Source organism: Vogesella sp. (assembly GCF_046297735.1).
Classification (GTDB): domain Bacteria; phylum Pseudomonadota; class Gammaproteobacteria; order Burkholderiales; family Chromobacteriaceae; genus Vogesella; species Vogesella urethralis.
In genome coordinates this window covers 272,931-297,807 of the sequence record NZ_JBKBHK010000005.1, presented here as the reverse complement: position 1 = coordinate 297,807, position 24,877 = coordinate 272,931, and the positions used below count along the sequence as shown (strand labels likewise).

29 protein-coding genes are annotated in these 24,877 nt (G+C 63.2%); 20 read left to right on the top strand and 9 right to left on the bottom strand.

The window, feature by feature from the left end; genetic code table 11:
- The first annotated feature begins 184 nt into the window (after positions 1-184).
- Entirely contained in the window at positions 185-802 is a 618-nt protein-coding gene (locus ACK4FZ_RS08925) for a DedA family protein (RefSeq protein WP_409819984.1), read from the top strand.
- 67 nt (positions 803-869) lie between these two features.
- Here the strand turns inward: ACK4FZ_RS08925 and ACK4FZ_RS08920 are convergent, their stop codons facing one another.
- Positions 870-1,196, bottom strand: coding sequence for an FKBP-type peptidyl-prolyl cis-trans isomerase (locus ACK4FZ_RS08920; RefSeq protein ID WP_409819982.1), 327 nt, complete (start codon positions 1,194-1,196; stop codon positions 870-872).
- A 91-nt stretch (positions 1,197-1,287) separates the two neighbouring features.
- On the opposite strand from ACK4FZ_RS08920, the gene ACK4FZ_RS08915 reads away from it, so the two are divergent.
- The 11 genes from ACK4FZ_RS08915 to ACK4FZ_RS08865 all read left to right on the top strand — a co-directional run bounded on the left by ACK4FZ_RS08915 (position 1,288) and on the right by ACK4FZ_RS08865 (position 10,928).
- Positions 1,288-2,118 (top strand): DUF2189 domain-containing protein, encoded by an 831-nt coding sequence (locus ACK4FZ_RS08915; protein WP_409819979.1) that lies wholly within the window; start codon positions 1,288-1,290, stop codon positions 2,116-2,118.
- 10 nt (positions 2,119-2,128) lie between these two features.
- Positions 2,129-3,085 (top strand): D-2-hydroxyacid dehydrogenase, encoded by a 957-nt coding sequence (locus ACK4FZ_RS08910; RefSeq protein WP_409819977.1) that lies wholly within the window; start codon positions 2,129-2,131, stop codon positions 3,083-3,085.
- A gap of 128 nt (positions 3,086-3,213) precedes the next feature.
- Entirely contained in the window at positions 3,214-4,524 is a 1,311-nt protein-coding gene (locus tag ACK4FZ_RS08905) for an NAD(P)/FAD-dependent oxidoreductase (RefSeq protein ID WP_409819974.1), read from the top strand.
- Positions 4,521-5,279 (top strand): DUF1365 domain-containing protein, encoded by a 759-nt coding sequence (locus tag ACK4FZ_RS08900; protein ID WP_409819972.1) that lies wholly within the window; start codon positions 4,521-4,523, stop codon positions 5,277-5,279. The genes ACK4FZ_RS08905 and ACK4FZ_RS08900 overlap by 4 nt, the downstream gene beginning before the upstream one ends.
- On the top strand, positions 5,279-6,499 hold the full coding sequence (locus ACK4FZ_RS08895) for a class I SAM-dependent methyltransferase (RefSeq protein ID WP_409819970.1): 1,221 nt from the start codon (positions 5,279-5,281) through the stop codon (positions 6,497-6,499). Before ACK4FZ_RS08900 ends, ACK4FZ_RS08895 begins: the two co-directional genes overlap by 1 nt.
- Complete coding sequence (locus ACK4FZ_RS08890) at positions 6,492-7,004, top strand: chalcone isomerase family protein (RefSeq protein WP_409819967.1); 513 nt, start codon at positions 6,492-6,494, stop codon at positions 7,002-7,004. Before ACK4FZ_RS08895 ends, ACK4FZ_RS08890 begins: the two co-directional genes overlap by 8 nt.
- Entirely contained in the window at positions 7,001-8,245 is a 1,245-nt protein-coding gene (locus ACK4FZ_RS08885) for an MFS transporter (RefSeq protein ID WP_409819965.1), read from the top strand. Before ACK4FZ_RS08890 ends, ACK4FZ_RS08885 begins: the two co-directional genes overlap by 4 nt.
- Positions 8,242-8,787: a DUF3833 domain-containing protein gene (locus ACK4FZ_RS08880; RefSeq protein ID WP_409819964.1), complete on the top strand. Its 546-nt coding sequence runs from the start codon at positions 8,242-8,244 to the stop codon at positions 8,785-8,787. The genes ACK4FZ_RS08885 and ACK4FZ_RS08880 overlap by 4 nt, the downstream gene beginning before the upstream one ends.
- Positions 8,784-9,557, top strand: a complete 774-nt coding sequence (locus tag ACK4FZ_RS08875) for an SDR family NAD(P)-dependent oxidoreductase (RefSeq protein WP_409819962.1) — start codon at positions 8,784-8,786, stop codon at positions 9,555-9,557. Before ACK4FZ_RS08880 ends, ACK4FZ_RS08875 begins: the two co-directional genes overlap by 4 nt.
- Entirely contained in the window at positions 9,554-9,967 is a 414-nt protein-coding gene (locus tag ACK4FZ_RS08870) for a nuclear transport factor 2 family protein (protein WP_144372506.1), read from the top strand. Before ACK4FZ_RS08875 ends, ACK4FZ_RS08870 begins: the two co-directional genes overlap by 4 nt.
- A 46-nt stretch (positions 9,968-10,013) precedes the next feature.
- Entirely contained in the window at positions 10,014-10,928 is a 915-nt protein-coding gene (locus tag ACK4FZ_RS08865; RefSeq protein ID WP_409819960.1) for a MerR family transcriptional regulator, read from the top strand.
- 76 nt (positions 10,929-11,004) lie between these two features.
- Here ACK4FZ_RS08865 and ACK4FZ_RS08860 read toward each other — a convergent pair whose 3' ends face one another.
- The gene (locus ACK4FZ_RS08860) at positions 11,005-11,481 is read right to left on the bottom strand and encodes a DUF1841 family protein (protein WP_409819958.1); all 477 of its coding nucleotides are present in this window, start codon (positions 11,479-11,481) and stop codon (positions 11,005-11,007) included.
- 53 nt (positions 11,482-11,534) lie between these two features.
- Between ACK4FZ_RS08860 and ACK4FZ_RS08855 the strand changes: the two genes are divergently transcribed.
- Together ACK4FZ_RS08855 and ACK4FZ_RS08850 are read left to right on the top strand one after the other, a co-directional pair.
- Positions 11,535-12,020: a glutathione peroxidase gene (locus tag ACK4FZ_RS08855; RefSeq protein ID WP_409819955.1), complete on the top strand. Its 486-nt coding sequence runs from the start codon at positions 11,535-11,537 to the stop codon at positions 12,018-12,020.
- Between the two features lie 119 nt (positions 12,021-12,139).
- Positions 12,140-12,880, top strand: coding sequence for a substrate-binding periplasmic protein (locus tag ACK4FZ_RS08850; protein ID WP_409819953.1), 741 nt, complete (start codon positions 12,140-12,142; stop codon positions 12,878-12,880).
- A 79-nt stretch (positions 12,881-12,959) separates the two neighbouring features.
- On the opposite strand, the gene trmB is transcribed toward ACK4FZ_RS08850, so the two are convergent.
- Both trmB and ACK4FZ_RS08840 read right to left on the bottom strand, forming a co-directional pair.
- A complete protein-coding gene (trmB, locus tag ACK4FZ_RS08845) occupies positions 12,960-13,640 on the bottom strand; it encodes a tRNA (guanosine(46)-N7)-methyltransferase TrmB (protein ID WP_409819951.1) in 681 nt (226 codons plus the stop codon).
- Between the two features lie 71 nt (positions 13,641-13,711).
- Positions 13,712-14,584 carry an SDR family oxidoreductase gene (locus tag ACK4FZ_RS08840; protein WP_409819949.1) on the bottom strand — a complete coding sequence of 291 codons (873 nt, stop codon included), beginning with the start codon at positions 14,582-14,584 and terminating at the stop codon, positions 13,712-13,714.
- A gap of 33 nt (positions 14,585-14,617) precedes the next feature.
- Between ACK4FZ_RS08840 and ACK4FZ_RS08835 the strand changes: the two genes are divergently transcribed.
- Together ACK4FZ_RS08835 and ACK4FZ_RS08830 are read left to right on the top strand one after the other, a co-directional pair.
- A complete protein-coding gene (locus tag ACK4FZ_RS08835) occupies positions 14,618-15,649 on the top strand; it encodes a CDP-6-deoxy-delta-3,4-glucoseen reductase (RefSeq protein ID WP_409819947.1) in 1,032 nt (343 codons plus the stop codon).
- 134 nt (positions 15,650-15,783) lie between these two features.
- Positions 15,784-17,076: an HD-GYP domain-containing protein gene (locus ACK4FZ_RS08830; RefSeq protein ID WP_409819944.1), complete on the top strand. Its 1,293-nt coding sequence runs from the start codon at positions 15,784-15,786 to the stop codon at positions 17,074-17,076.
- On the opposite strand, the gene ACK4FZ_RS08825 is transcribed toward ACK4FZ_RS08830, so the two are convergent.
- Together ACK4FZ_RS08825 and ACK4FZ_RS08820 are read right to left on the bottom strand one after the other, a co-directional pair.
- Positions 17,071-17,289 carry a TIGR02450 family Trp-rich protein gene (locus ACK4FZ_RS08825; protein ID WP_409819942.1) on the bottom strand — a complete coding sequence of 73 codons (219 nt, stop codon included), beginning with the start codon at positions 17,287-17,289 and terminating at the stop codon, positions 17,071-17,073. The genes ACK4FZ_RS08830 and ACK4FZ_RS08825 overlap by 6 nt on opposite strands.
- Before the next feature lie 104 nt (positions 17,290-17,393).
- Positions 17,394-18,188: an inositol monophosphatase family protein gene (locus ACK4FZ_RS08820; RefSeq protein WP_144372517.1), complete on the bottom strand. Its 795-nt coding sequence runs from the start codon at positions 18,186-18,188 to the stop codon at positions 17,394-17,396.
- Positions 18,189-18,329: 141 nt separating this feature from the next.
- Between ACK4FZ_RS08820 and ACK4FZ_RS08815 the strand changes: the two genes are divergently transcribed.
- From ACK4FZ_RS08815 to ACK4FZ_RS08805, 3 genes are read left to right on the top strand one after another with little or no spacing between them, the layout of a single operon-like run.
- A complete protein-coding gene (locus tag ACK4FZ_RS08815; RefSeq protein WP_144372518.1) occupies positions 18,330-19,100 on the top strand; it encodes an RNA methyltransferase in 771 nt (256 codons plus the stop codon).
- A gap of 4 nt (positions 19,101-19,104) precedes the next feature.
- A complete protein-coding gene (locus tag ACK4FZ_RS08810) occupies positions 19,105-20,004 on the top strand; it encodes a DUF1853 family protein (RefSeq protein WP_409819938.1) in 900 nt (299 codons plus the stop codon).
- On the top strand, positions 20,001-20,456 hold the full coding sequence (locus ACK4FZ_RS08805; protein WP_409819937.1) for a flavodoxin family protein: 456 nt from the start codon (positions 20,001-20,003) through the stop codon (positions 20,454-20,456). Before ACK4FZ_RS08810 ends, ACK4FZ_RS08805 begins: the two co-directional genes overlap by 4 nt.
- 56 nt (positions 20,457-20,512) lie before the next feature.
- Here the strand turns inward: ACK4FZ_RS08805 and fnr are convergent, their stop codons facing one another.
- Positions 20,513-21,253, bottom strand: coding sequence for a fumarate/nitrate reduction transcriptional regulator Fnr (gene fnr, locus ACK4FZ_RS08800; RefSeq protein ID WP_409819934.1), 741 nt, complete (start codon positions 21,251-21,253; stop codon positions 20,513-20,515).
- A gap of 109 nt (positions 21,254-21,362) precedes the next feature.
- Between fnr and hemN the strand changes: the two genes are divergently transcribed.
- Positions 21,363-22,769: an oxygen-independent coproporphyrinogen III oxidase gene (hemN, locus tag ACK4FZ_RS08795; protein WP_409819931.1), complete on the top strand. Its 1,407-nt coding sequence runs from the start codon at positions 21,363-21,365 to the stop codon at positions 22,767-22,769.
- An 83-nt stretch (positions 22,770-22,852) separates the two neighbouring features.
- On the opposite strand, the gene bamC is transcribed toward hemN, so the two are convergent.
- Complete coding sequence (gene bamC, locus ACK4FZ_RS08790) at positions 22,853-23,953, bottom strand: outer membrane protein assembly factor BamC (RefSeq protein ID WP_409819929.1); 1,101 nt, start codon at positions 23,951-23,953, stop codon at positions 22,853-22,855.
- Between the two features lie 15 nt (positions 23,954-23,968).
- Positions 23,969-24,844: a 4-hydroxy-tetrahydrodipicolinate synthase gene (dapA, locus tag ACK4FZ_RS08785; RefSeq protein ID WP_409819927.1), complete on the bottom strand. Its 876-nt coding sequence runs from the start codon at positions 24,842-24,844 to the stop codon at positions 23,969-23,971.
- Positions 24,845-24,877: the final 33 nt, after the last annotated feature.

Genomic DNA, 24,877 nt, shown 5'->3' with positions numbered 1-24,877 from the left:
CATGGCGAGTGCCCCGAAGGGCGAGCCTGATGCGCTAGCAGGCAGATTGCCTGCTGTTTGATCCGTCGCAGCTGGCGCTGGTAGGCGCGACGCATGCCTGTGCTATGATGCTTGCCGATTTGAACCGTCCACCCACCGGCAGGTCGAAGCGTCTTGCTAAACCTTCCTTGCATGTCAGGCACTCATGGATATCCTGCAACTTCTACTCGATTTCTTTACTGGCTACGGCTACTTTGCCGTGTTCATCGTGCTGTTGATCTGTGGTTTCGGGGTGCCTATTCCGGAAGATATCACGTTGGTGGCTGGTGGCATTATTTCAGGCCTTGGGTATACCAATGTGCACTGGATGTTTGTTGTCGGGATGGCGGGTGTGCTGGTGGGCGATGGCATCATGTTCACGGCCGGCCGTTTGTATGGTGAGCGTGTGCTGCGCTTCCGCTTGGTGGCGCGGGTGATGACGCCGGAGCGTTTTGCTGCCACGCAAGAGAAATTTGCCCGCTACGGTAATTGGGTGCTGTTCGTGGCGCGTTTTCTGCCCGGTTTGCGCTCGCCCATCTTCCTGACCGCCGGCATGACCCGGCGCATTCCGTACTGGCGTTTCCTGATGATGGACGGTTTTGCTGCGCTGATCTCGGTGCCGGTGTGGGTGTATCTGGGCTACTTTGGTGCCCGCAACCGTGAGTGGTTGATGCACATGGTACACCGTGGCCAAGCAGGCATCCTGATTGCGCTGGCGTTGGCGGGTATTGTAATTGGTGTGCTGTACTGGCGTCGCAAGCGCGCTGCCCGCGCTAACGCCTGATAGTGCATGGTTTCGACGAAGAAACGCCCCGGGCTGCGGCCTCGGGGCGTTTTTTTGCTTGGCTGGCTTAGCCTACTTGCAGTAATTCCACTTCGAATACCAGGGTGGCGTTAGGCGGAATGACGCCACCGGCGCCGCGTGCGCCGTAACCCAGTTCAGACGGGATGGTCAGTTTGCGTTTGCCGCCGACTTTCATGCCCTGTACGCCCTGATCCCAGCCTTTGATTACGTAGCCTGCACCCAGCGGGAAGCTGAACGGCTGGAAACGGTCTTTGCTGGAGTCGAATTTGGTGCCGTCGGTCAACCAGCCGGTGTAATGCACGGTGACTTCTTCGCCGGCTACCGCTTCTTTGCCTTCACCCGCCACCAGATCTTCGATGATCAGTTCTGCCATTGTTGTGTCCTTCTTAACCGCATTGATCAGGGGGGCCATTCTAGCAGCCAAGTCCTATGCTGTGGATGGCTACGTTTTTTTATGACGCTGCATGTTTTATAAAAAAACGGGTAGTCATTGGGTGTCTCTGACAGGGGGCTTTAGCATGGCCTTGATGTGTCTGGCTAGTCGGCAGCAAATCGTGGTGCATAAATTGTCATGGCGTGCGCCGTTGCAGTGGCTCAGGCTGGGTTGGCGAGACCTGCAGCGTACGGTCAACGATGCACTACTGTACGGTGCCGCTTTTGTGCTGCTGGCCTACGGTCTGGCTTATAGCCTTCAGGTTGTGCCTGAGCTTGGGCTGCTGCTTGCATTCGTCAGCCTGTTATTGGGCCCGTTTTTGGCTACGGGTTTATATGACATTGCCCGTCAGCAGCATGCGTTTGGTGGTGGGCGGGTCATGCTGTTGTACAGTGCCAAAGCCTGGCGCGCCAATAGTGGCAGCTTGGCGCTGTTCGGCATGGTATTGGCCTTGTTGTTATGTGCCTGGGTGGCATTGTCTCTGCTATTGCTGGCCCTGTTCTATCAGGGGCCGTGGCAGTCTGCGGTGATATGGTCGCAGCCAGGTGCTTGGCTGGTCGAGCTGCCCTTTCTTGCTGCGTGGTCGCTTTTGTCGCTGCTGTTTGTGCTGTTCATACTGGCGCTGAGCGTGTGTACCGCTGCCATGCTGCTGGATAAGGATGTCGATGCCATCACCGCGATGCAGGCCAGCCTGGCGGTGGTTGGCCGCAACCGAGTGACGATGCTGCTGTGGGCCGCTATGATCATGACGCTGGTGGCCATTTGCGTTGCCAGTCAATTTGTCGGCCTGTTACTGGTGGCGCCCTGGCTGGGCTTGTCCAGCTGGCATGCCTATCGCGCCCTTATTTCTTACCAATGTTGAACCTGCCTGCATGAACCCACTGCATATCGTTTTTCTGGATCGAGACAGCCTGCCTGCTGTTTTGCCTGCGTTTGAGTTTGCCCACCGTTTTACCGCCTATCCTGCCAGTGCTCGTGACGATATCGTGGCGCGGTGTAGCAACGCCGACGTCATCATCACCAATAAGGTACCGTTCGACGCGGCTACGCTGGCGGCACTGCCGCAGCTGAAGATGCTGGCTATTGCCGCCACCGGCTACAACCATATCGATATCGAAGCCTGTCGCCGTCAGGGCGTGGCAGTCGCCAACATCCGCCATTACGGTGACGATACCGTAGCCGAGCACGCCTTCATGCTGATGATGGCGCTGATGCGCAACCTGCCGGCTTATCAGCGCGACGTGGCGGCTGGCGTGTGGCAGAACGCGCCGCAGTTTTGCCACTTCGGTGCGCCTATCCGCGATCTGCAAGGTGCCAGCTTGGGTATTTTCGGCAGCGGCGGCATCGGTCAGGCCATGGCCGCCCGTGCCCGCGCCTTCGGCATGCGGGTGCAGTTTGGCGAGCGCAAAGGTGCCAGTGACGTCCGCGACGGGTATGTGTCGTTCGATACGCTGCTGGCGACTTCCGACGTCATCTCGCTGCATTGCCCGCTCAACGACAGCACGCGCAACCTGATCGCTCAGCCCGAGCTGATGGCAATGAAGCCCGGCGCCATCCTGATCAACACCGCCCGTGGCGGCCTGGTGGATGAGGAGGCGCTGGTCGCAGCGCTGAAATACGGCCAGATCGGCGGCGCCGGTTTCGACGTGCTGTCGACGGAGCCGCCACGCGATGGCAACCCGCTGCTGAAAGCGCGGCTGCCGCACCTGATCGTCACCCCCCACGTCGGCTGGGCCAGCCGCGAGGCGATGGACAGGTTGGCCGCGCAGCTAGTGGCGAATATCACTGCATGGCAGCAGGGTAGCGTGCAGCACCGCTTGGACTGTTAAGGCTGTGATGTCGTCAAAAAACCCGCTTAGGCGGGTTTTTTGTTGAACTAATCTGTTTTGTACAGTACAAAGCATAAACAAGATTGCTTTTGTCCGACCAGCACATGGTCAATACGAGGACACATCACATGCACATAGCAGTAGCAGGAGCCGGCATTGCCGGTTTGTCGGCGGCATGGCTGCTGGCGCGCAGCGGTCACCGCATCACGCTGTTTGAAGCCGCCGATTACGCCGGTGGCCACAGTAATACTGTAGACGTCACGCTGGATGGCGTCACTGCGCCGGTCGATACCGGTTTTCTGGTGCATAACGATCGCACCTACCCCAACCTTACTCGCCTGCTGGCCTTGCTGGACGTGCCGGTGTACCACACCGAAATGACTTTTTCGGTGATGCTGGAGCAGGAAAAACTGGAATGGGCCGGCAGTAACCTTGCCACGCTGTTCGCGCAAAAGCGCAACCTGCTGCGTCCGGCATTCTGGCACATGCTGCGCGACATCCTGCGCCTGCACCGCGAGGCGCCGCGCTTGCGCGACGAGGCCCACGCCAGTGGCGACACGCTCGGTGCACTGCTAGACCGCCACGGTTACGGCCAGCCGCTGCGCGACTGGTACTTGCTGCCGATGGGGGCCGCCATCTGGTCCAGTTCCACCCGCGACATGGCAGCATTCCCGGCAGCCACCTTCTTTGATTTCTGCCTCAACCACGGCCTGATGCAGGTACTGGACCGGCCGCAGTGGAAGACCATCCAGGGCGGATCGCGTGTGTACGTGCAACGTTTACTGCAGGCACTGCACGAGGTGCGGCTAGCGTCACCGGTGCAGCGTGTGGAGCGCGATGCGGCGGGGGTGACGGTCTACAGCCGCCATGGCGTAGAACGCTTCGACCAGCTGGTACTGGGTTGCCACAGCGATCAGGCGCTGGCGCTGTTGGCCGATGCCAGCCCGGCCGAGGTAGACGTGCTGTCGCGTCTGCGCTACCAGCCCAACCGTGCCGTACTGCACACCGACGCCAGCTTCCTGCCGCAACGCGAGAGCGCTTGGGCTGCGTGGAACTACCGGGTGGGCCGCGCTGGTGTCAGCGATACGCCAGTGATGGTGAGTTACCTGCTCAATACGCTGCAACAGCTGCCGTTCCGCCAGCCGGTGATTGTGACTCTCAACCCCTACCGCGAGCCAAAAGGGGTGCTGGCCGAGTTTGACTACGCCCATCCGGTATTCGACCGCGATGCCGTTGCCGCACAGCAGGTCTTGGCTAGCATACAGGGGCGGCAACGTACCTGGTTTGCCGGCGCCTGGGCCGGTTACGGCTTTCATGAAGATGGCCTTAAGGCAGGCATGGCTGTGGCGCAGCAGCTGGGTGCCAGCCTGCCTTGGGATGTCAGCGTGCCGCTTGCCGAACATCGTCCGCTGTCGCAACTGGCCGGAGCTGGCGTGTGAACCCGCAGCTGTACGCCGGACAGGTTTGGCACGGGCGCCGTAGCCCGGCGCGCCACCAGTTTGCTTATCGCCATGCGTGGGTGGCCTTAAGTCTGCCGCAGCACGACGTGGCGTCCCTGCGTCTGGCGCCCGGTGTGCGCTGGCTGCGTCGCCGGCATGGCCCGCGTGACGGCAGCCCGCTGTGGCCCTGGTTGACGCAAAGGTTGGCCGCAGCCGGCTTTGACGCGGCGCAGCGCATTGAGCTGCATACGCTGCCCGGTGTGTTGGGCTATGCCTTTAATCCGGTCAGTTTTTACCTGGTGCTGGATGCCGCCGAGCGTCTGCGCGCAGTGTGGGTGGAAGTGAGTAACACCTTTGGCGACCACCTCGATTATTGCGTGCACCACCCGGACTGGGCGCCGATTGCCGCCCGCGACAGTTTTACCGCACCTAAGGCGCTGCACGTGTCGCCGTTTTTCCAGGTGGAAGGCGAGTACCGCTTCCGCTTCCAGCGTGGCGCTGATGGCCGCTTTGCCGTGCGCATTGCCTACGGCCGCCAGGCCGGTGCCACCGATTTCGTGGCCACCCAGCAAGGTTGGCCGCAGCCGGCCAGCGCCGGCGCCACCTGGCGCCTGGTGCTGGCCTGCGCCTCGCTCACCTTTGCGGTGTGGGCGCGTATCCATTGGCAAGCCCTGCGTTTGTGGCGCAAGGGTGTTCCGTTTTATGGCAAACAAGGCGTGCCCGTCGCGCCGCAACCCGATAGTCGGAGTGTGTGATGACCACCTTGAACCCTTCTCTCAACAAGCAGCCGCTGCGCGCACCGTGGTACGCCCGTCCGCTGCTGGCAGGCCTGGAACGCCTGCTGTACGGCCAGCTGCTGCTGGTGGCGCCGGACGGTAGCCAGCGTCTGTTCAGCGGCCGTCATGCTGGCCCCGACGCTGCGCTGCACATCCACGACTGGCGGGCACTGCGCCGTATTGCGCTGGCTGGCGATATCGGCCTGGCGGAGGCTTGGCGCGATGGCCAGGCCAGTTCGCCCGACTGGGTAGCGCTGATGCTGCTGGCGCTGCAGAACGAGCCCGCGGTCGAGCAGGCCATTCACGGCAGCTGGCTGGGCAAGATCGGCTACCTGTTGCGCCACCTGGGCCGCGCCAATACCCGCAAGGGCAGCCGCCGCAATATCCACGCCCATTACGATCTGGGCAACGACTTCTACAAACTGTGGCTGGACCCGAGCATGAGTTACTCGGCTGCCGTGTTTGACGGCAACCGCCAGCAAAGCCTGGAGGCCGCGCAGTGGGCCAAGTACGAGCGCATCCTGCAGCGGCTGAACCCGCAACCGGGGCAGCGCATCCTGGAAATCGGCTGTGGCTGGGGCGGCTTTGCCGAGTACGCCATCCGCACCCGCGGCGTACACGTTACCGGCCTGACGCTGTCTACCGAGCAGCTGGCCTGGGCGCAGCAAAGGTTGGCCGCCGCCGGGCTGGCGGCGCAGGCCGACCTGCGGCTGCAGGACTACCGCGACGTGGACGGCCAGTACGACCACATCGTTTCCATCGAGATGCTGGAGGCGGTGGGCGAGCGCTGGTGGCCCAGCTATTTCGCCACCCTCAAACAACGGCTGAAGCCCGGTGGCAAGGCCATGGTGCAGGTGATCACCATCGGCGACGCCTGGTTCGAGCGCTATCGCAGCAGCACCGACTTCATCCAGCAGTTCATCTTCCCCGGCGGCATGCTGCCGTCGCCAGGCGAACTGGACCGCCAGATCGCCGCCGCCGGCCTGACGCTGAACGACCGCTACACCTTCGGTGCCGACTACGCCGAAACCCTGCGCCGCTGGCTGGCCGACTTTGACGCCGTGCTGCTGCGCGTGCGCGCCCAAGGCTTTGACGAAGCTTTCGTCCGGCTGTGGCAGTTTTACTTCTACTACTGCATTGCCGGTTTCGACGCCGGGCGTACCGATGTCTGCCAGCTGGAGATCGAACGCCGTGTCTAGATGGTTGGCCACCGGCGCCGTCATTGCCGGCCTGATGATTGCGGAGGTAACCATGGCCCTGCCTGCCGAACTTGGCGGCCTGCGCCCGCTGGGGGAGGGGAGTCTGCGCTGGTTCGGTTTCCGGCTGTATGACGCCACGCTCTACACCCAGCAGGGCCAGGTATTTGACTGGAACCGGCCGTTTGCGCTGTCACTGCGTTATGCGCGCGACATTCCCTCGGCCAAGATCGTAGACATCAGCCTGGAGGAAATGCAGCGCTACGGCATGCCGGATAACCGGCGCGAGGCCTGGCGCAGCACCATGCAAGCGGCGTTTCCCGATGTGAAGCAGGGAGATGAGATCGTGGGGGCGTTTGACGGTAACCGGGTGCGTTTCTGGCACAACGGCAAACCCACCCGCACGCTGGACGACCCGCTATTTGGCCGTACTTTCTTCCGCATCTGGCTGGACCCGGCGTCACGGGCGCCGGCCTTGCGCGAGCAGCTGCTGAAAAGCGCGCCATGAACCCGCAGCAACTGGCGCTGGCCGGTTTTGCCGGCATGCCCTTAGCCATGGTGGCATTGCCGGTCTACTTGCATACGCCTGCGCTGTACGCGCGTGACTACGGCATGGCGCTGGGGCTGCTGGGGGCGCTGCTGTTTGTGACGCGGCTGCTGGATACGGTGCTTGACCCGCTGTTGGGCCGCTGGCAAGACCAACTGCCAGCCTCGCTACAGCGGCGCTTGCATCTGTTGGCCGCAGTGTGCGGTGTCGTCGGCTTTGCCTGGCTGGTGGCGCCGCTGCCGCAGTGGCCGCTGGCGGTGCAGATGGCGGTGGCCTTGCTGCTGGTGTACGTGGCGCATGGCTGGCTCACCATCGCCTTGCTGCGCTATGGCGCCGCGCTATGGCCGACGCCGCCCGGGCGGGCAAGGGTGGCGGCCTGGCGCGAAGGCTGGGGGCTGGCCGGTGTGATGTTGGCCGCCGCCTTGCCGGCGTGGTGGGCGGCCAGCGACGGCGAAGCCGCGGCGCTACAACGCTTTGTCTGGGTGTTACTGCCGCTGGCAGGGCTGGGCTTGTTGGCCGCCGCCTTGGCGCCACCCCCTGCGCTGCCGGTTGCGGCCAACCCCGTTGCGCTGGCCGGAACGGACGGGCCGCGCTGGTGGCAGCAGCCGGCACTGCGCCGTGCCGGCGTGGTGTTGCTGCTGAACGCGGTAGCGATGGCGATTCCCGCCACGCTGCTCAATTTTTACGTAGCCGACGTGCTGCAGGCACCCGCGCAGACCGGCGTGTTCTTGCTGGCCTACTTCGTCGCGGCCGGCGTGTCGCTGCCGGGCTGGGTGGCACTGGCCGATCGCATCGGCAAGGTGCGGGCCTGGCAGGCCGGCATGGCACTGGCATTGGCGGGGTTTGCGCCAGTGGCGTGGCTGGGGGCGGGGGATAGCGCCGGCTTTGTGTTGGTGTGCGTGCTGACTGGCGCCGCCCTGGGTGCCGACCTGGCCTTTGCCAGCGCCCTGGTGGCCGACGCGCTGGGTGACAGGGTTGGCCGCGACGGCGGTGCGGTGTTCGGCACCGTGTCGATGCTGAACAAACTGGCGCTGGCCTTGGCCGCCGGCATCACGCTGCCGCTGGCGCAGTGGGCCGGCTATACCCCCGGGCAAGCCAGCCCGGCACTGTTGTGGCTGTACGCCGGCTTGCCGGCATTGTTCAAGCTTTGGGCTGGGTGGTGGCTAGGCCACCGTCAGCCCGCCATAGAAGGAACCGAATGATGGCAAGGCATTGGCTAAAGGCGCTGCTGCTGTGCGCCAGCGTGGCGCTGGCAGGGTGCAGTACGGCGTCGCTGGAAGATTACCGTGGTACCAAGCCGGCGCTGGATCTGCAAACCTACTTCAACGGGCCGATAACGGCGCAAGGCGTGTTTCAGGACCGTAGCGGCAAGGTGGTGCGCCGCTTTACCGTGCAGATGACGGCTAGCTGGCAGGGCGATACCGGCGTGCTGGACGAGCATTTCACCTACGACGACGGCGAGAAACAGCGCCGGGTGTGGACGCTGAAGAAGCAGCCGGACGGCCGTTACACCGGTACCGCCGATGATGTGGTGGGCGAAGCCAGCGGCCGCACCGAAGGCTTTGCGCTGTTCTGGGATTACACCTTGCGTCTGCCAGTGGATGGTGAAGTCTACGAAGTGCGCTTTGATGACTGGATGTACCAGCTGGACGAGCGCACCTTGCTCAACCGCTCGGTGATGAGCAAGTGGGGCGTGAAGTTGGGCGAAGTGACGCTGTTCTTCCGCAAGGGGGATGCACCGTGAGCCTGAACCCGCGTCTGCAGCACTGGCCCGGTCAGCGTGTATGGCTGGTGGGCGCCGGTCACGGCATCGGTGCGGCGCTGGCCGAGACGCTGCAGCAGCAGGGCGCCCGTGTGGCGCTGTCCGGCCGTACCGAGGCCGCGTTGCAGGCGGTGGCTCAGCAGCGGCCTGACATGCCGGTACACGTGATGGACGCCACGCAGCCCGACGACTGGGCGCGCGTGCGCGACGCGCTGCTGGCCGAGTGGGGTGGTATCGACCTGGTGATCGTGATGGCCGGCGACTACACCCCGCTGCGTGCCTGGGAGCTGACGCCTGAGACGGCCCGCCGCATGGTGGACATCAACCTGTTGGCGCCGATGTACGCCGCTGCTGCCTGTGTGCCGCAACTGATGGCGCAGCAGGGTGGTGGCCTGGTGCTGGTGGCCAGCGTGGCGGGTTGGTCCGGCATGAGTAACGGGCTGGTTTATGGCGCTACCAAAGCGGCGGTTAACCACTTTGCCCAGACGCTGTACCTGGACTTGCACCGTCACGGCATTGGCGTCTATCTGGTGAACCCCGGCTTCGTGGCCACCCGCCTCACCGCGCAGAACGGTTTTGCCATGCCTGCGCTACTGAGGCCAGAGCAGGCGGCCGACGCCATCCTGCACGGCTTGGCGCGTGGCCGTTTCGACATTCACTTTCCGCGGCGCTTCACGCTGGCGCTGAAGTTGGCCGCACATCTGCCTTACCGGCTGTATTTCTGGCTTGCACACAAGGTAACCGGACTATGAACCCTGCACTTGCCCGCCATCTCGATTGGTTTACCACGCTGTCGCCGGCCACGCTGGACGACATCGACGGCGTTTACGCCGACGGCGCCAGTTTTCGCGACCCGTTCAACGCCATCAAGGGCCGTAGCCAGATCAAGGCCTTGTACGCCCGCATGTTCCGTAGCCTGGCCGAGCCACGCTTCGTGATCGGTGAGGTGATCAGCGACGGCGACAAGGCGTTTGTCACCTGGGATTTCACTTTTGCCATGATGGGCAAGCCGCAGTGCATACACGGCGGCACCCTGTTCGTGCTGGGCAGTGATGGCCGTATTATCGACCACCGCGATTATTGGGACGCCGCCGAAGGCCTGTACGAGAAGCTGCCGCTGCTGGGTGGCGTACTGCGCTGTTTGAAACGGCGCATGGCATAATAGCCGCCCCTGTTAATGTGTTGTTGCCTGCGGCCCTGTACAAATCATGAACGAACTGCCCGATACCGCCGCCAATGGCCTGCCGATTGCCGCTGTGGAGCGTGAAACCGGCATCCCCAAAGACCTGCTGCGCATGTGGGAGCGCCGCTATGGTTTCCCGCAACCGCTGCGCGATAGTGCTGGCGACCGCCTGTATAGCCAACATGACCTGTCCCGCTTGCGACTGATCCGTCGTCTGCTGGACCTGGGTTTTCGCCCGGGCAAGCTGATGAAGTTCAGCGACGAGCAGTTGCAGCAGCTGGCTAGCGAGCATACGCCGCAACGGCAAGAGTCCGATGTTTGCCAAGGTCTGGTTGCCGCTTTGAAAAGCCATGACGCGCAGGCCACACGCGAGTACCTGCGTCATCGCATGCTAGAGCTGGGGCTGCGTCGTTTTACTTGTGACTTTCTGCCCGAGGCCAACCAGCTGGTAGGTGAATCCTGGATGCGCGGCTTGCTTCAGGTGGCCGAAGAGCATTTGTATTCCGAGGCGGTGAGCCGAGTGATGCGCGAGACCTTGGCCGGTATCCCATCCGGCGTGATGACACCGCGGGTCATGCTGACCACGCCTCCGGGCGAGTTGCACCTGTTGGGGCTGCTGATGGTAGAGGCCCTGCTGCGGCTGGAGGGTTGCGAAACCATTGCTTTTGGCGCGCAGATGCCGCTGATGGATATTGCCTTTGCTGCCGACAAGCACCAGGTGGACGTGGTGGTACTGTCGTTTTCTGCTGCCTATGAGGGCAACCCTGCTGCCGTGATCGAAGTATTGTCCGGCCAGCTATCACCGGCGGTAGCGCTGTGGGTAGGCGGTGGTGGCTGCCGCAACTTGCGCCAGATGCCGCCCAGGGTACAGCACCTGCAGCAACTGACGCAGCTGGAAGACATGGTGCTGCAGTGGCGTCAGCGCCGTGTGGCTGAATGAGGTTTGCAAAAGCGGGATGACTCGACCATAAAAAAGGACCGGTGTAGCGGCCCTTTTTTTATCGATTGAACGTTGCTCAGTCGTCCATGTCTTTCAGGTTCAGGCGGCGCTCGTGCTCCGGGTCCAGCCCCAGCTTGCCGCGGAGACAGGACAAGTACACGTTGACGTCCGGCCCGTCGCCGTAGCGCTGGGCTTGCCAGATCATTTCGCCCAGGCAGTCGATCACCTCGTGCTGGGCGTCGTGCTCGTTGCCGGTTTTGGCCAGCAGCTGCTGGTACAGCGCACGAATGCCGAACGGCTGGTCGATGGACAGTTGTTCTTCTACCGCCAGGTGCATGCTCATGTGCATGAAGGGGTTGGTTTCGCCTTGCTCCGGCAGCCACTCGCGCTCGCCGTACTGCTCGGGGCGGTCGAGGATGGCATGGTATTCGGGATGGGCCGCGATCACGCTGGCCAGCAGTTTTTCTAGGTCGCTCAGCGCAACGCCGGCCTGCTGTTTTTTCCAGGTATCGAAGAAGAAGCGGCGGGCGTCCTGCCGGCTGGGTGCAAACATGATTGTTGACTGATTTGTTCGGGAAATCAGCATTATACGGAGACACTGCCACCATGACCACGCTCGCCAGCTTTGCGGCCAACCTGGCAGACGGCCGCCTGCAGCCTCTGGACCAGTATCTGGGCCAGGTGGTACTGATCGTCAATACCGCCAGCGAATGCGGCTATACCCGCCAGTACGCCGGTCTGCAGCAGCTACAGGCCGAGCTGGCCGGGCAGGGCTTCACCGTATTGGCCTTCCCCTGCAACCAGTTTGGCGGCCAGGAGCCGGGTAGCGCGGACGACATCATGACCTTTTGCCAGACACGCTTTGGCGTGGACTTTCCGCTATTTGCCAAGGGCGACGTCAACGGCCCCGGTGCCAGCCTGCTGTGGCAGTGGTTGACCGGGGTGGAAAGCGGCCACCCGCACCCGGTGAAGTGGAACTTCACCAAATTCCTGATCGATCGCAAGGGCCGGCTGGTGAAGCGCTACGAGCCGGCGGCCGAGCCACACGAGCTGCTGCCGGATATCCAGGCCTTGCTGGGGTCGCGTGGCTGAGGCATTAAGTAAGTACCTATTTCCGCGAGGTATTTTCTTCTGGCATACTCACTTTATCGAAACATGCACCATGCCAGTGCGCAGGCAGCGGTGACCCGACGGGGTAAAGTGGTATGCGGATGTCTGTCAAACTGCGCTGCTGGCTGGTGGTGGCCGGCAGCGGCCTGCTCAGTACCGCCGTCGCACAAAGTACGCCTTTACTGGTGGACGCAGCCGACATACCACCGTTCAGCTACCAGACCATGACCGGCGATCGCGGCATTGCGCTGGACATCTTGCGTGAGGCCGCTGCCGCTAGCGGTGTCGGCTTGCAGTTCCGCTTTCGGCCCTGGCTGCGCGCACAAGCCGAAACCCGTACTGGCCGCGACCGGCTGATCATTCCGCTGACCCGAACCCCGGAACGCGAGGCGCAGTACACCTGGCTCGCCAAACTGTGCGATTACCGCTTTGTGCTGTTCAGCGCCGGCAAGCCGCCGCCGGCTACGCTGGGCGAGGCACGCAAGCTGCGCATTGCCGTGCTGCGCAGCAATCCGGCCGAAGCGCTGCTGCGCCAGCAGGGCTTTACCCGGCTAGAGGCCAACACCTCGGAAGATACCAATGCGCGCATGCTGGCCGCCGGCCGGGTGGACGCTTGGGTAGCGGCCGATATTGCCGCCATGGCCATCTACCGCGAGGCGGGCGGCGACGTCAGCCGCTTGCGTAGCGGCCCGGGCGTGGGGGAACCGATGGCCATTTACCTGGCGGCGTCGCCGGGGTATGCCGATCCGCAAGCCCGCGTGCTGGTCGACGCCATCAACCGGCTGCAGCGCAACGGTACCGCCGCCCGCATCGTGGCCCGCTACCACAGCACAGTACCGTAGCACGGCACCCTAAACAAACACCCCGCGTGCAGGGCAGGCGGGGTGTTTGGCGGTGCTGCACGCAGGCAGTGACGGGTGTTTACTTGCGAGTGAACACGATATCCCACACGCCGTGGCCCAGGCGGATGCCGCGGGCTTCGAACTTGGTCAGCGGGCGGTAGGCCGGGCGCGGCGCGTAGTCCGCGGCGGTGTTCTGCAGCTCGGCGTTGCCGTTGAACACTTCCAGAATCTGGATGGCGTAGTCTTCCCAGTCGGTAGCCGCGTGCAGGTAGCCGCCCGGCTTCAGTTTCTTCACCAGTTTTTCGATCAGCGGCGCCTGGATCAGGCGGCGCTTGTTGTGGCGTTTTTTGTGCCACGGGTCGGGGAAGAAGATGTGCACGCCGTCCAGGCTGCCGTCGGCCAGCATGTTGTCGATGACTTCCACCGCGTCGTGGCGCAGCAGGCGCAGGTTGGTCAGCTGCTTTTCCTCGATCAGCTTGAACAGGTTGCCCACGCCCGGGCTGTGTACTTCCACGCCCAGGTAGTCGTTTTGCGGCAGGTTGGCCGCAATCTCGGCGGTGGCGCCGCCCATGCCGAAGCCGATCTCCAGGATCTTGGGCGCGTCACGGCCAAAAGCCTGGTTCAGGTCCAGCGGTTCGGGGCGGTATTCGATGCCCCATTTCGGCATGCCTTCGTCGATGGCGCGCTGTTGGGACGCGGTAAGGTGGCCCTGGCGCAGCACGAAGCTGCGGATGGCGCGCTTGAAGCCTGGGTTTTCCATGTGCAAACTCAAAAACTGCAAAAAGATCGCGATGTTACCGAAACTTGCGGCGCCGGCATAGCGCCGCAGCGTCAGGCCGGCTTCAGCTCGCGCAACAAGTGGGCGGTGGTCGGGTAGTGCAGGCAGCCCGGCAGCTCGCGCAACAGGCGGGCATTGCTGAGGCGGCGCGAGTCGGCCAGGAACGACCACAGCCCCGGCGACACCTGCTGCTGCACCTGGGCCCGTGGCAGGCGGGGTGCCCGCGGGTAGCCCAGCGTGTCGGCCAGCTGGTCGTACCACTCGCCCACCGGTTGCGGCTGGCTGTCGCAGGCGTTGTAGACGCGCACGCCGTGGCGGCGGCGCAGGGCGGCTACGCACAGGCGCGCCAGGTCGTCGGCGTGGATGTGGTTGCTGTAGCTGTCCTCGTGTGCGTCGATCAGCGGCAGCCCTTGCTGCAGGCGGGTCAGCGGCAGGCGTTCGGCGGCGTAGATGCCGGGGGCGCGCAGGATGGTGAGCGTGGTGCCATGCGCCACGGCAAAGGCGCGCAGGCAGCGTTCGGCATCTACGCGGCGGCGGGCGCGGTCTGACGTTGGCCGCAGCGGCGCGGTCTCGTGCAGCCACTTGCCATCGGCATTGCCGTACACGCCGCTGGTGCTGATATAGACGAAACGCTGTGGTAGACTCCCCGTTTTTGCCAGTTGCGACAAGACCTTGCGCATTCTGGGGTCGATCACGCCGCGTTCCGGCGGCGGGGCGGTATACAGTACGGCGTCGGCCAGGCCGGCCAGACGCGACAGGCTGCGTTTGTCGTCCAGATCGGCCAGCAGCGGCAGGGCGCCCAGCGCTCGCAGTGCGGCGGCCTGTTCCGGCCGGCGGATGACGGTAATCACCCGCCACTGGCGGGTAAGCTCGGGAAGGGCGCGCCGGGCGATATCGCCGCTGCCCAGTATCAGCAAGGTAGGCATGCTGGCCATTCTATCGAAGTTTAAGGGAAGAAGATGACGTGTCAGGTAAAGGTGCTGCCGAGCGGCCATGCTTTCGCCGTGGAAGCCCATGAAACCATTCTGGAAGCGGCCCTGCGCCAGTCTGTAGGCCTGCCTTACGGTTGCCGCGACGGTGCCTGTGGCGCCTGCAAGGGCAAAGTGGTCGAGGGGGAGGTAGAGCACGGTGGTGCGCAGGACAAGGCGCTGTCCGCCAGCGAGCGCGCCCAGGGCATGGCGCTGTTCTGCTGTGCCAAACCCAAGGGTGACATCACCATCGAGGCGCGCGAAGTGGCTGGGGTGGGCGATATCCAGATCAAGACGCTGCCGTGCCGCGTGGAAAAAATCGAGAAAATCCACGATGTGGCGGTACTGAAGCTGAAGCTGCCGGTGTCGGAACGCCTGCAGTTCAGGGCCGGCCAGTACATCGATATCCTGATGAAGGACGGCAAGAAGCGCAGCTTCTCCATCGCCAACGCGCCGCACGACGATGCGTTCATTGAGCTGCACATCCGCCATCAGCCGGGCGGTTCGTTCTCCGACTACGTGTTCAACACCATGAAGGAGAAGGAAATCATGCGCTTCAAGGGCCCGCTGGGTTCGTTCTTCCTGCGCGAAGATTCCGACAAGCCCATCATCATGGTGGCCAGTGGTACCGGCTTTGCCCCGATCAAGGGCATCATCGAGCACGCCATTCACCAGGGTATTACCCGCCCCATCGTCTTCTACTGGGGCGCCCGCACTCCGGCCGACCTGTACATGGCGGAGATGGCCGGCCAGTGGCAGGCACAGCACGCCAACATCACTTTCATCCCGGTGGTATCCGACGCGCTGCCGGAACACAATTGGCCGGGCCGTACCGGCTTTGTGCACCAGGCGGTGCTGGACGACTTCGCCAGCCTGGCCGGCTACCAGGTCTACGCTTGCGGCGCACCGGTGATGGTGGAAGCCGCCCATAACAGCTTTACCAGCGAGCGCTGCTTGCCGGCAGACGAGTTCTTCTCCGACGCCTTCTTCCTGTCCAAAGACATGGGCAGCGCCAGCAAGTAAGTATGTAGTCTTGCGGTTTTCCAGCCCCGGTCGGCCCTGTGCCCACCGGGGCTTTGTCATGGAATCGACATTTCGCTGGGCGACTGTTTAAAAGTTTGCTTTATTGAATTATTGCGAAGAACTGAGCGAATGACATGCATCGCGAGTCGGAGTCATTGCTGACGCTGGAAAGCGTCAATCAGCATTTTCTGGCCAACCTGCAAGCGGCAGAAGGCCAGGTCGCGGTGCAGGCCAGCCAGGACATTCTGGCGGCCAACGGCACCAAACTGTTGGCGCGTGGCGCTCGCCTGGATAGCCGCAGCAGCGAGCTGCTGGCCAACCATCGCCTGCGTCAGCCGCTGGAAACCCAGCTGCAGGTTGATACGTCCAGCTTGCTGGCCCGCCTGCGCGAGGGCATGCAGCAATTGCTGGCCGACGATCCTTTGCTGGCAGCCTGGCTGGACCAGGGCCAACGCACGCTGCAACGCGAGCTTGCCGTGCTGTCGCTGCCGCCGTTGGCCGCGCAGGCGCTGCAACTGATCGGCAACCGTTTCCCTGACGTCTTTCGCCACAGCCTGCGCGTGGCGGCGCTGGCGTGGAGCCTGGCGCCGTCGCCACGCGATGCCCAGCAGCTATTGCTGGCCGGCCTGCTGCACGATGTGGGCTATCTGTACCTGGACCCTGCCATCTGGCAGCAGGGCGGGCCGTTGTCGGCTGATGCCTGGCGCCAGTTCGATGCCCACCCGCTGATCGGTTACGTCTGGGCCAGCGAGCTGCGCGCCGTGCCGCCGGAGGTGGCCAATCTGATCCTGCAGCATCACGAACGGGTGGACGGCAGCGGCTACCCGCGTCAGTTGCGCGGCGAGGCGGTGGGCCATAATGCCGAGGTATTGGCGTTCGCTGAAATGGCGGCCGGCATTTTCGAGCACGCCCGCCAGCCGGTCGGCCAGCTGCAAGTGGCGCTGAAGCTGCTGCCGGGCCAGTTTTCGGCGGCGGTGCGGGTGCCGGCACAGCTGCGGGCGGCGCGCCTGCCGCGCGAAAGCGGCCTGTTGCAGCCGGTGGACGCGCTGCAGTCGTCGCTGCACCAGCTGTTGTTGCGTTTTGCGCGGGTACACGAGGTGATGCAGCACATCGAGTCGCAGACGATGGGGGAGACTGGCTGGCAGCTATTCGGCCATCTGGCGATGCGGCTCAACACTATCCAGCGGGCCTTCAACAGCGTCGGGCTGGACATGCTGACCAAGCACGCGCTGGAAGGCGAGGGCAATGAGCCGCTGTGGCAGGAGCTGGCGTGGGTGATCAACGAAACCAACTGGTTGTCGCGCCATCTGTCGCGCGACCTGACCCGGCAGCGGCTGAAGTTGGCCGCCACCGAATCCGAACTGTTCGAGCCTTTGGTGGTGTTGTTCCTCGGCCTTACCAGCAAGACCGTGCCTGCGGGCCTATAGCCAGCCAGGCTGCCATTCGTCGGTATCGCCGAGCTCGCGCCAGGGCAGCGTGAAGTGGCGGCGCGACAAGACCGCTTCCAAGGTGACACGTAGCGGTTTCTGCGCGTCGTCTGCGTCGTATTCCACCTTCACCACCAGAAAGTGCTTCTCGCGCTCGCGCGGGGTCACGGCAGTCCATTTACTGCCTTGCAGTTTTTTGTGATTGACCGGCATGGGCATCTCCTTGCTGCTTTCGATAAAACAGTGGCGCAGCGGTTCCCGTAACGACAACGCCCCCGGCTGCAAGCAGCGCGGGGGCGTTAGCGGGGAAGGGCGACTTAGGCGCTCTTCACGTGCGGGGCGATCAGCGGCAGCAGCTGGCCCAGGACTTTCGGCGGCGCGGCCACGATGTCGCCGCTTTCAAACCAGGTTTGCTCGCCGTGCATGTCGGTGACGATACCACCGGCTTCTTGCACGATCAGGCTGCCGGCGGCGATGTCCCACGGCTTCAGGTTGAATTCGAAGAAACCGTCTACGCGACCGCAGGCCACGTTGCACAGGTCCAGCGCGGCGGAGCCTTCGCGACGGGCGCCGGCGGTTTTGCCGATCACGTCTTTCAGGATGGCCAGGTGGGTATCCAGCATGCTCTGGTCAACTACCGGGAAGCCGGTAGCGATCAGGCATTCATTCATGTTGACGCGCTTGGACGCACGGATGCGGCGGTCGTTCAGGAACGCGCCCACGCCACGGCTGGCGGTGAACATGTCGTTACGGTTCGGGTCGTAGACTACGGCTTGCTGGATCTGGCCGCGGTGTGCCAGCGCGATGGAAATGCAGTACTGCGGATGGCCGTGGATGAAGTTGGTGGTGCCATCCAGCGGGTCGATGATCCACTCGTACTCGGAGCTACCCAGACCGCGGCCGCCGGTCTCTTCTGCTAAGATAGCGTGTTTCGGATAAGCATCCAGGATGACCTCAATGATGGCTTGTTCGGCAGCCTTGTCGACCTCGGTCACGAAGTCGTTGTGTTTTTTCTTTTCAACACGCACGGTATCTAGGTTCAGCGATGCACGCTGGATAACGTTGGCTGCACGGCGAGCGGCTTTTACCGCGACATTGAGCATTGGATGCATTGACGGCCTCTAAAATCATGACGACAAGCGCCGCCCTTGCGGGTTGCGCGCTGGTCGTAAACTGTCTGGGTTAAGGAACGAAAAACACCGCGTTGGCCGCAGTGTTTTTGAATAGCCCGCGATTCTACTCAAAATTACCCGATGAATAAACCCCAAGTACCTGATTTTTTAAAGAACATTCGCGTCGTGCTGGCGCGGCCCAATCACCCGGGCAACATCGGCTCGGCGGCGCGGGCGATGAAAACCATGGGCCTCACCCGCCTGTATCTGGTTGAACCGAAAGTGTTTCCCAGCGAAGAGGCCAACGTGTTGGCCTCCGGCGCGGTAGATGTGCTGCAGCACGCTACCGTGGTGCCGACGCTGGTGGAAGCGCTGGCCGACGTTACCGTGGCCTGCGCGCTGACCAGCCGCCGCCGCGAACTCACCACCCCGCTGTCCACCCCGCGCGAGACCGCGCCGGAGCTGATCGCGCGGGCACGCGACGGCGAGCAGGTGGCGCTGGTGTTCGGCAACGAGACCTTCGGCCTGTCGATCGAGGAAGTGGAACTGTGCAACCGCCTGATCACCGTGCCGGGCAACCCCGATTACTTCTCGCTGAACCTGGCGATGGCGGTGCAGGTGATGACCTACGAGCTGTTCAGCCACACCGGCTTCGACGTCAACTACCTGAAGCCGGAAGGCGAGGCCGCCACCATGGCCGAGGTGGAAGGCATGTGCGGCCACCTCGACCAGACCATGGCGCAGATCGGCTACTTCGAGCGTCGCAACAGCGAGCGCCTGATGCGCCGCATGCGCGCCCTGTTCAACCGCGCTGGCGTGCTGCGCGAGGAAATCGACATCCTGCGGGGCTTCTTCAAGCAGGTGCAACGTGCCGCCGACGGCAAACCGCTGCGTCGGCCGGAACAGGAGTAACACCGTGTTACCGGCGCTGGCGGCGTGTCTTACCCTGCGCCAGCAGCCGGTGCGCGATCTGGCGTATTTGCTGACCGCGCCACCGCCGTGGCATAGCGGGGCGGCGCTGCCGGCTGGTAGCCTGCTGGGACCCGAGGGTTGGCCGCAGCTGCGGGCACTGGACGCCAACCCGGCGCCGCTGCTGGCCTGGCTGGAGGCGCACCCCACCCGCCGGCTGGGCTTGTACGCCGAGGCGTTGCTGGCGTTCTGGTGCCGCTTGGCGCCGCATATCGAACTGGTGGCGGCCAACCTGCCGGTGCGCGTCGATGGCCGTACCGTCGGCGAGTTCGACTTCCTGCTGCGCATCAACGGCCAACCCTGTCACCTGGAAACTGCCAGCAAGTTCTACCTGCAGTTGGCCGCGCCGCCCCACGCGCTGGTGGGGCCTGGCCTGCGCGACGCCTGGTGGCTGAAATACCGCAAACTGGGCCAGCAGCTGGCGCTATCGCGTCACCCTGCCGCCGTGCTGCCGCCAGGGTTTGACGAGGCGCCGGCCTATAGTCTGCTCACCGGCTGGCTGTTCTTTCCCGATCATCCCGCGCCACTCGATGCTGCGCTTTCCGAGGCCGCCTGCCGTGGTTGGTGGCGCCGGCAGGGCGACACCTGGCCCGCGCAGCCCGGTAGCCGCTGGCGGGCCTTGCCGCGGCTGCAATGGCTGGCGCCGGCCCGTTGCGAGGTCGGCATGACGCTGGACGAAACGGCCATGCGTGCCAGCCTGGTCGGTAGTGACACGCCGTGGCTGCTGGCCGAGCTGCAAGCGGGCGCCGACGGCGACTGGTACGAGGTGGCGCGCGGCTTCGTGGTGCCTGATAGTTGGCCGCAACCCGCGCTGCTGACACCGTTGCTGGCGAGGCTGGGGCCATGAAGACCTTGCTGCTGGTGTGGAGTAGCCAGAGCGGCAATACGCTGGCGCTGGCCGAAGCGGCGGCCAAGGCCGCCGGTGCCGAAGACGGCGTGACGGTACGCATGCTGCCGGCGCTGCAGGCCGGCATCGACGACTTGCTGGGCTGCCAGGCGCTATTGCTCGCCACGCCGGAAAACTTCGGCTATATGTCCGGCGCGCTAAAGGATTTCCTCGACCGCACCTATTACCCGGCGCAAGGTCGCACCGAGGGCCTGCCTTGGGCCTTGCTGATCAGTGCCGGTAACGATGGCAGCGGCGCCGAGCGTGCCATCAGCCGTATTGCCACCGGCTACGGCTGGCGTCAGGCACTGCCCACCTTGTGTGTGCGCGGCCAACCCGGCGCTGAGGATCTGGCCGCTGCCGCCGAACTGGGCGCTACCTTGGCCGCAGCGTTGGCCATTGGTGTGTTGTAACACCCAGCAAAACGCCCCGCGTTTGGCGGGGCGTGTCATGCTGATAGCAACGGGGCTTAATGCTGGGCTTGCGAGCAGCCTGCTACCAGCCGTTTCAGTTCTTCCGGCTGTAGCAATTTGATGTGTTTGTGGTCCACGGCCAGCCAGCCTTGCTGCTGGAACTTGGACAGCGTACGGCTGACGGTTTCCAGCTTCAGGCCCAGGAAGCTGCCGATTTCTTCGCGGCTCATGCGCAGAATGAAGTCGTTGGCGGCAAAGCCGCGCGCCGACAGGCGTTGTGACAGGTTCAGCAGAAAGGCCGCCAGGCGCTCTTCGGCTTTCATATTGCCCAGCAGCAGCATCACCGACTGGTCACGCACGATCTCGCGGCTCATCAGGCGGAAGAAGTGGTGTTGCAGGCTGGGGATGTCGCGGCCCAGGGTTTCCATGCGGTTGAACGGTAGTTCGCACACTTCGCTGTCTTCCAGCGCGATGGCGTCGCAGCCGTGCAGGTTGGACGAGATGCCGTCCAGGCCCATCAGCTCGCCAGACATGTGGAAGCCGGTAACCTGTTCGCGGCCGTCCTGGCTGGAAACACAGGTCTTGAAATAGCCGGTGCGTACCGCGTACAGCGAACGGAACCCCTCGCCGGAGCGGAACAGGTATTCACCGCGCTTCAGGCGGCGGCTTTGACGGATCACGGCGTCCAGTTGCGCCATCTCATCGCGGTTCAAGCCTACCGGCAGGCACAGCTCGCGCAGGCTGCAATTGGAACATGACACCTTCAGGGTGTGCAGAGTGTGGGTGTGGTCAGTCATAGCGTGAATTTCGCCAAGCAAGCGGCCTCGCTTGATGCGCGTCAATGCCAAAAAAGTGTCAATGCCGCAAATTTACCAGCCCACCACCGGTTTTCCAACCAGATTAACTATGACACCCACCATAAATTTCACGCCGACCCAGTGCGTATTCGATAGAGAACTCATCGAAAGGTTGGAAGGCTCCGGCCCGCGCTATACGTCTTATCCGACTGCGGACCGTTTTCATGGCGGTTTCGGGGTCAGCGATTACGAGCATTGGCTGGAGCAACGCGCCATTGGCGCTAACCACCGGCCGATCTCTTTGTACGTGCATGTGCCATTTTGCAACACCATTTGCTACTACTGCGGCTGTAACAAGATCATCACCAAAGACAAAAGCCGCGCCGATGCCTACCTGGACTATCTGGAAAAGGAAATCCGCCTGGTGGCGCAGAAGCTGGGTAGTCGCGAGAAGGTTATCCAGCTGCATTTTGGCGGTGGTACGCCTACTTTCTTGTCCGACGCGCAGCTTGACCGGGTGATGAGCATCATCCGCCAGCATTTCGAACTGCTGCCGGAGGGCGAGTTCTCGATCGAGATCGACCCGCGCAAGGTTGGCCGCGACACCGTGCTGCACTTGGCGCAGCTGGGCTTCAACCGCATGAGCATCGGTATCCAGGACTTCGACCCGGCTGTACAGCAGGCGGTGAACCGCATCCAGAGCGAAGAAGAAACCCGGGTGGTGATGGACGCGGCGCGCGAAGCGGGTTTCAAGTCTATCAGCGTGGACCTGATCTACGGCCTGCCCAAGCAGACGGCGCACTCGCTGGAAAACACCGTCAGTCGGGTGATTGCGATGTCGCCAGACCGGATTGCGCTATACAACTACGCGCACCTGCCGTCGGTGTTCATGCCGCAACGCCGCATCAATGAGGACGAGCTGCCGTCGGCCGCCACCAAACTGGACATCCTGCAGAACTCGGTACAGCAACTGGCCGAAGCCGGCTATGTGTTCATCGGCATGGACCATTTTGCCAAGCCGGACGACGAGCTGACCCGTGCGCTGCAGCAAGGCCGGCTGCAGCGTAACTTCCAGGGTTACTCCACGCACGCCGATTGCGACATGATCGGCCTGGGTGTGTCGTCCATCGGCAAGATCGGCCCCTGTTACACGCAGAACGAGAAAGAACTGGACGCCTACTATGCAGCGCTGGATGCCGGCCACCTGCCGGTGCTGCGTGGCATGACGCTGACCCAGGATGACATTCTGCGCCGCAGCGTGATCCAGGCGCTGATGTGCCGTTTCTCGCTGTCGGTAGAGGCTATCGAGCAGACCTTCGCCATCAATTTTGCCGACTACTTTGCCGACGAGTTACCGAAGATTCGTGCTTTCCAGCAAGAAGGGCTGCTGACCTTCGATGGCGACTTCCTGATGGTGGCGCCGAAAGGCCGTTTCCTGATCCGCAATATCGCCATGGTGTTCGACCGCCACCTGCGCGAGCGTACTACCACGGCGCGGTATTCGAAAACCATCTGAGCCAGGGTTGGCCGCATAAGAAAAGCCCGCTGTCTTGCGACAGCGGGCTTTGTTTTGTCAGGCCCGGCAAGCGGGCCGGAAACTTACTTCAGCTCGTTGACCATTTGCTGCAGCAGGGTCTGCAGGCCTTTGTCGGTAGCGGGCTGGTTGTCAGCACTGCGCACCTCGATGCGTACCTGACTGTCGCCAATGCGGGTGAGTTGCACGCGCAGGTTGGTGCTGACCGGGGTTGCAGCCGGGGCATTGTCTTTCCAGAACGCGAGTTTGGAGATCACGCCACTGCCAGGCTTGTTGGCATTGGCTTTCTGTATCTCGTCGTCTGCCGGTTTGACAAAGTAGGCACCCAGAGTGCGGTCACGGTCGGTAATGGCCAGACCATTGTGCTCCAGTGCCAGGCCGACACGCCGCCAGGCGCGATCAAAGCTGTCGTCCAGCACGATGGCACCATTGTCGAGTCGGGCACGGGCCTGGGTGCTGATTTGTGCTTGGGCTACGGCTTTCGTGGCGTCGGCCTCATCTACACCGAGGCGGACCAGGAAGCGGCTGAGGAAGACAGCCTCCATTTCCGGATCGGTCGGGCGTGGCTGCCAGCGGGTATCTTCTTTGGCTTCGTTGATGTAGATCTCGTACATACCCTGATGGCTGAAGAACACATCGGTACCGGTTTCGGTTTTCTCGATACGGATGCGGAAGCGGTCACGTTCCGGTGTGGACATCACGCTACCCAAGCCCACGGTTTCCAGCAGGCCGCGCACCACGGTGCTGCCCAGTTTGGCGCGGTTTTCCGCCCAGTCGGTTTCCATGTAACCGATATCCGGGTTTTCGTTCTGGATAACGAAGCCATTGTCTTGCCAGAACGCTTTCAGCAGTGGCCATATCTCGGCCGGGCTTTTGCCCGGTACGCTCAGCCAGCGTTGTGTGCCGGCACGTTCTACCGTGGCGGTTTTGGCAACTACCGCGCCAGTAGCCGGGCTGGCTACCGAGGTTGCAGTCGTTTGGGTGGCGATTTGCGGAATGGGGTAGCGGTCGCGCTGGGTCGGGGCCGTCAGGTCTGGCGGTACTTCCAGCGAAGTCTTGGTTTTGGGCGTATCCGACTTGAACTCGTATTTGAGGTCGGAAGAGCTGCTGGCGCACGCGCTCAGCAAGCCTGCACACAGCAGGCCGGAAATCAGGGTCTTGTTCATTGCGGGCTTCATGGTTTACAGGACGTTAGCCTGCTTCATGGCGGCTTCCACCGTGGCGACGGCACCCTCGCTTAGCGGGGTCAGCGGCAGGCGCAGGCCGGCCGGCATCAGGCCCAGGCGGTGCAGCGCCCATTTGGCTGGAATCGGGTTTGGCTCGCAGAACAGCTGCTTGTGCAGGCCTTGCAGCTGATCGTTGATGGCGCGGGCAGCGGCGGTATCACCACCGCGCGCTGCTACGCACAGCTGGCTCATCAGCTTGGGTGCTACGTTGGCGGTGACGGAAATCACGCCATGGCCACCGCACAGCATGAATGCCATGCCGGTAGCGTCGTCGCCGGAGTACAGCGCAAAGTCTGCCGGTGCGCGCATTACAAGGTCGCAGGCGCGGCCGATATCGCCGGTGGCGTCTTTCAGGCCAACGATGTTGTCGATCTGGGCCAGGCGCAGCGCGGTATCGTTGCTCATGTCGGCGACGGTACGGCCCGGCACGTTGTACAGGATTACCGGAATATCCACCGCTTCGGCGATGGTACGGAAGTGCTGGTAAATCCCTTCCTGGGTGGGCTTGTTGTAGTACGGCACCACGGACAGGGTTTGGCTGGCGCCGGCAGATTTGGCCAAGCGTGCCAGTTCGATGGCTTCGGCGGTGGAGTTGGCGCCGGTGCCGGCTACCACGGTCACGCGGCCGGCGGCATGCTTGGCCACGGCCTCGACTACTTTGATGTGTTCTTCCACGCCCAGCGTGGCGGATTCGCCGGTTGTGCCCACGGCCACAATGCCGTCGGTACCGTTATCGATGTGGAAATCTACGAGACGCTTGAGCGATTCGAAATCGACCTGGCCGTCCTCGAACATCGGGGTGACCAGAGCAACAAGGCTGCCGGTAAGCATAGCTTCTGCCTATATGAAGTGGATTGAATGGGA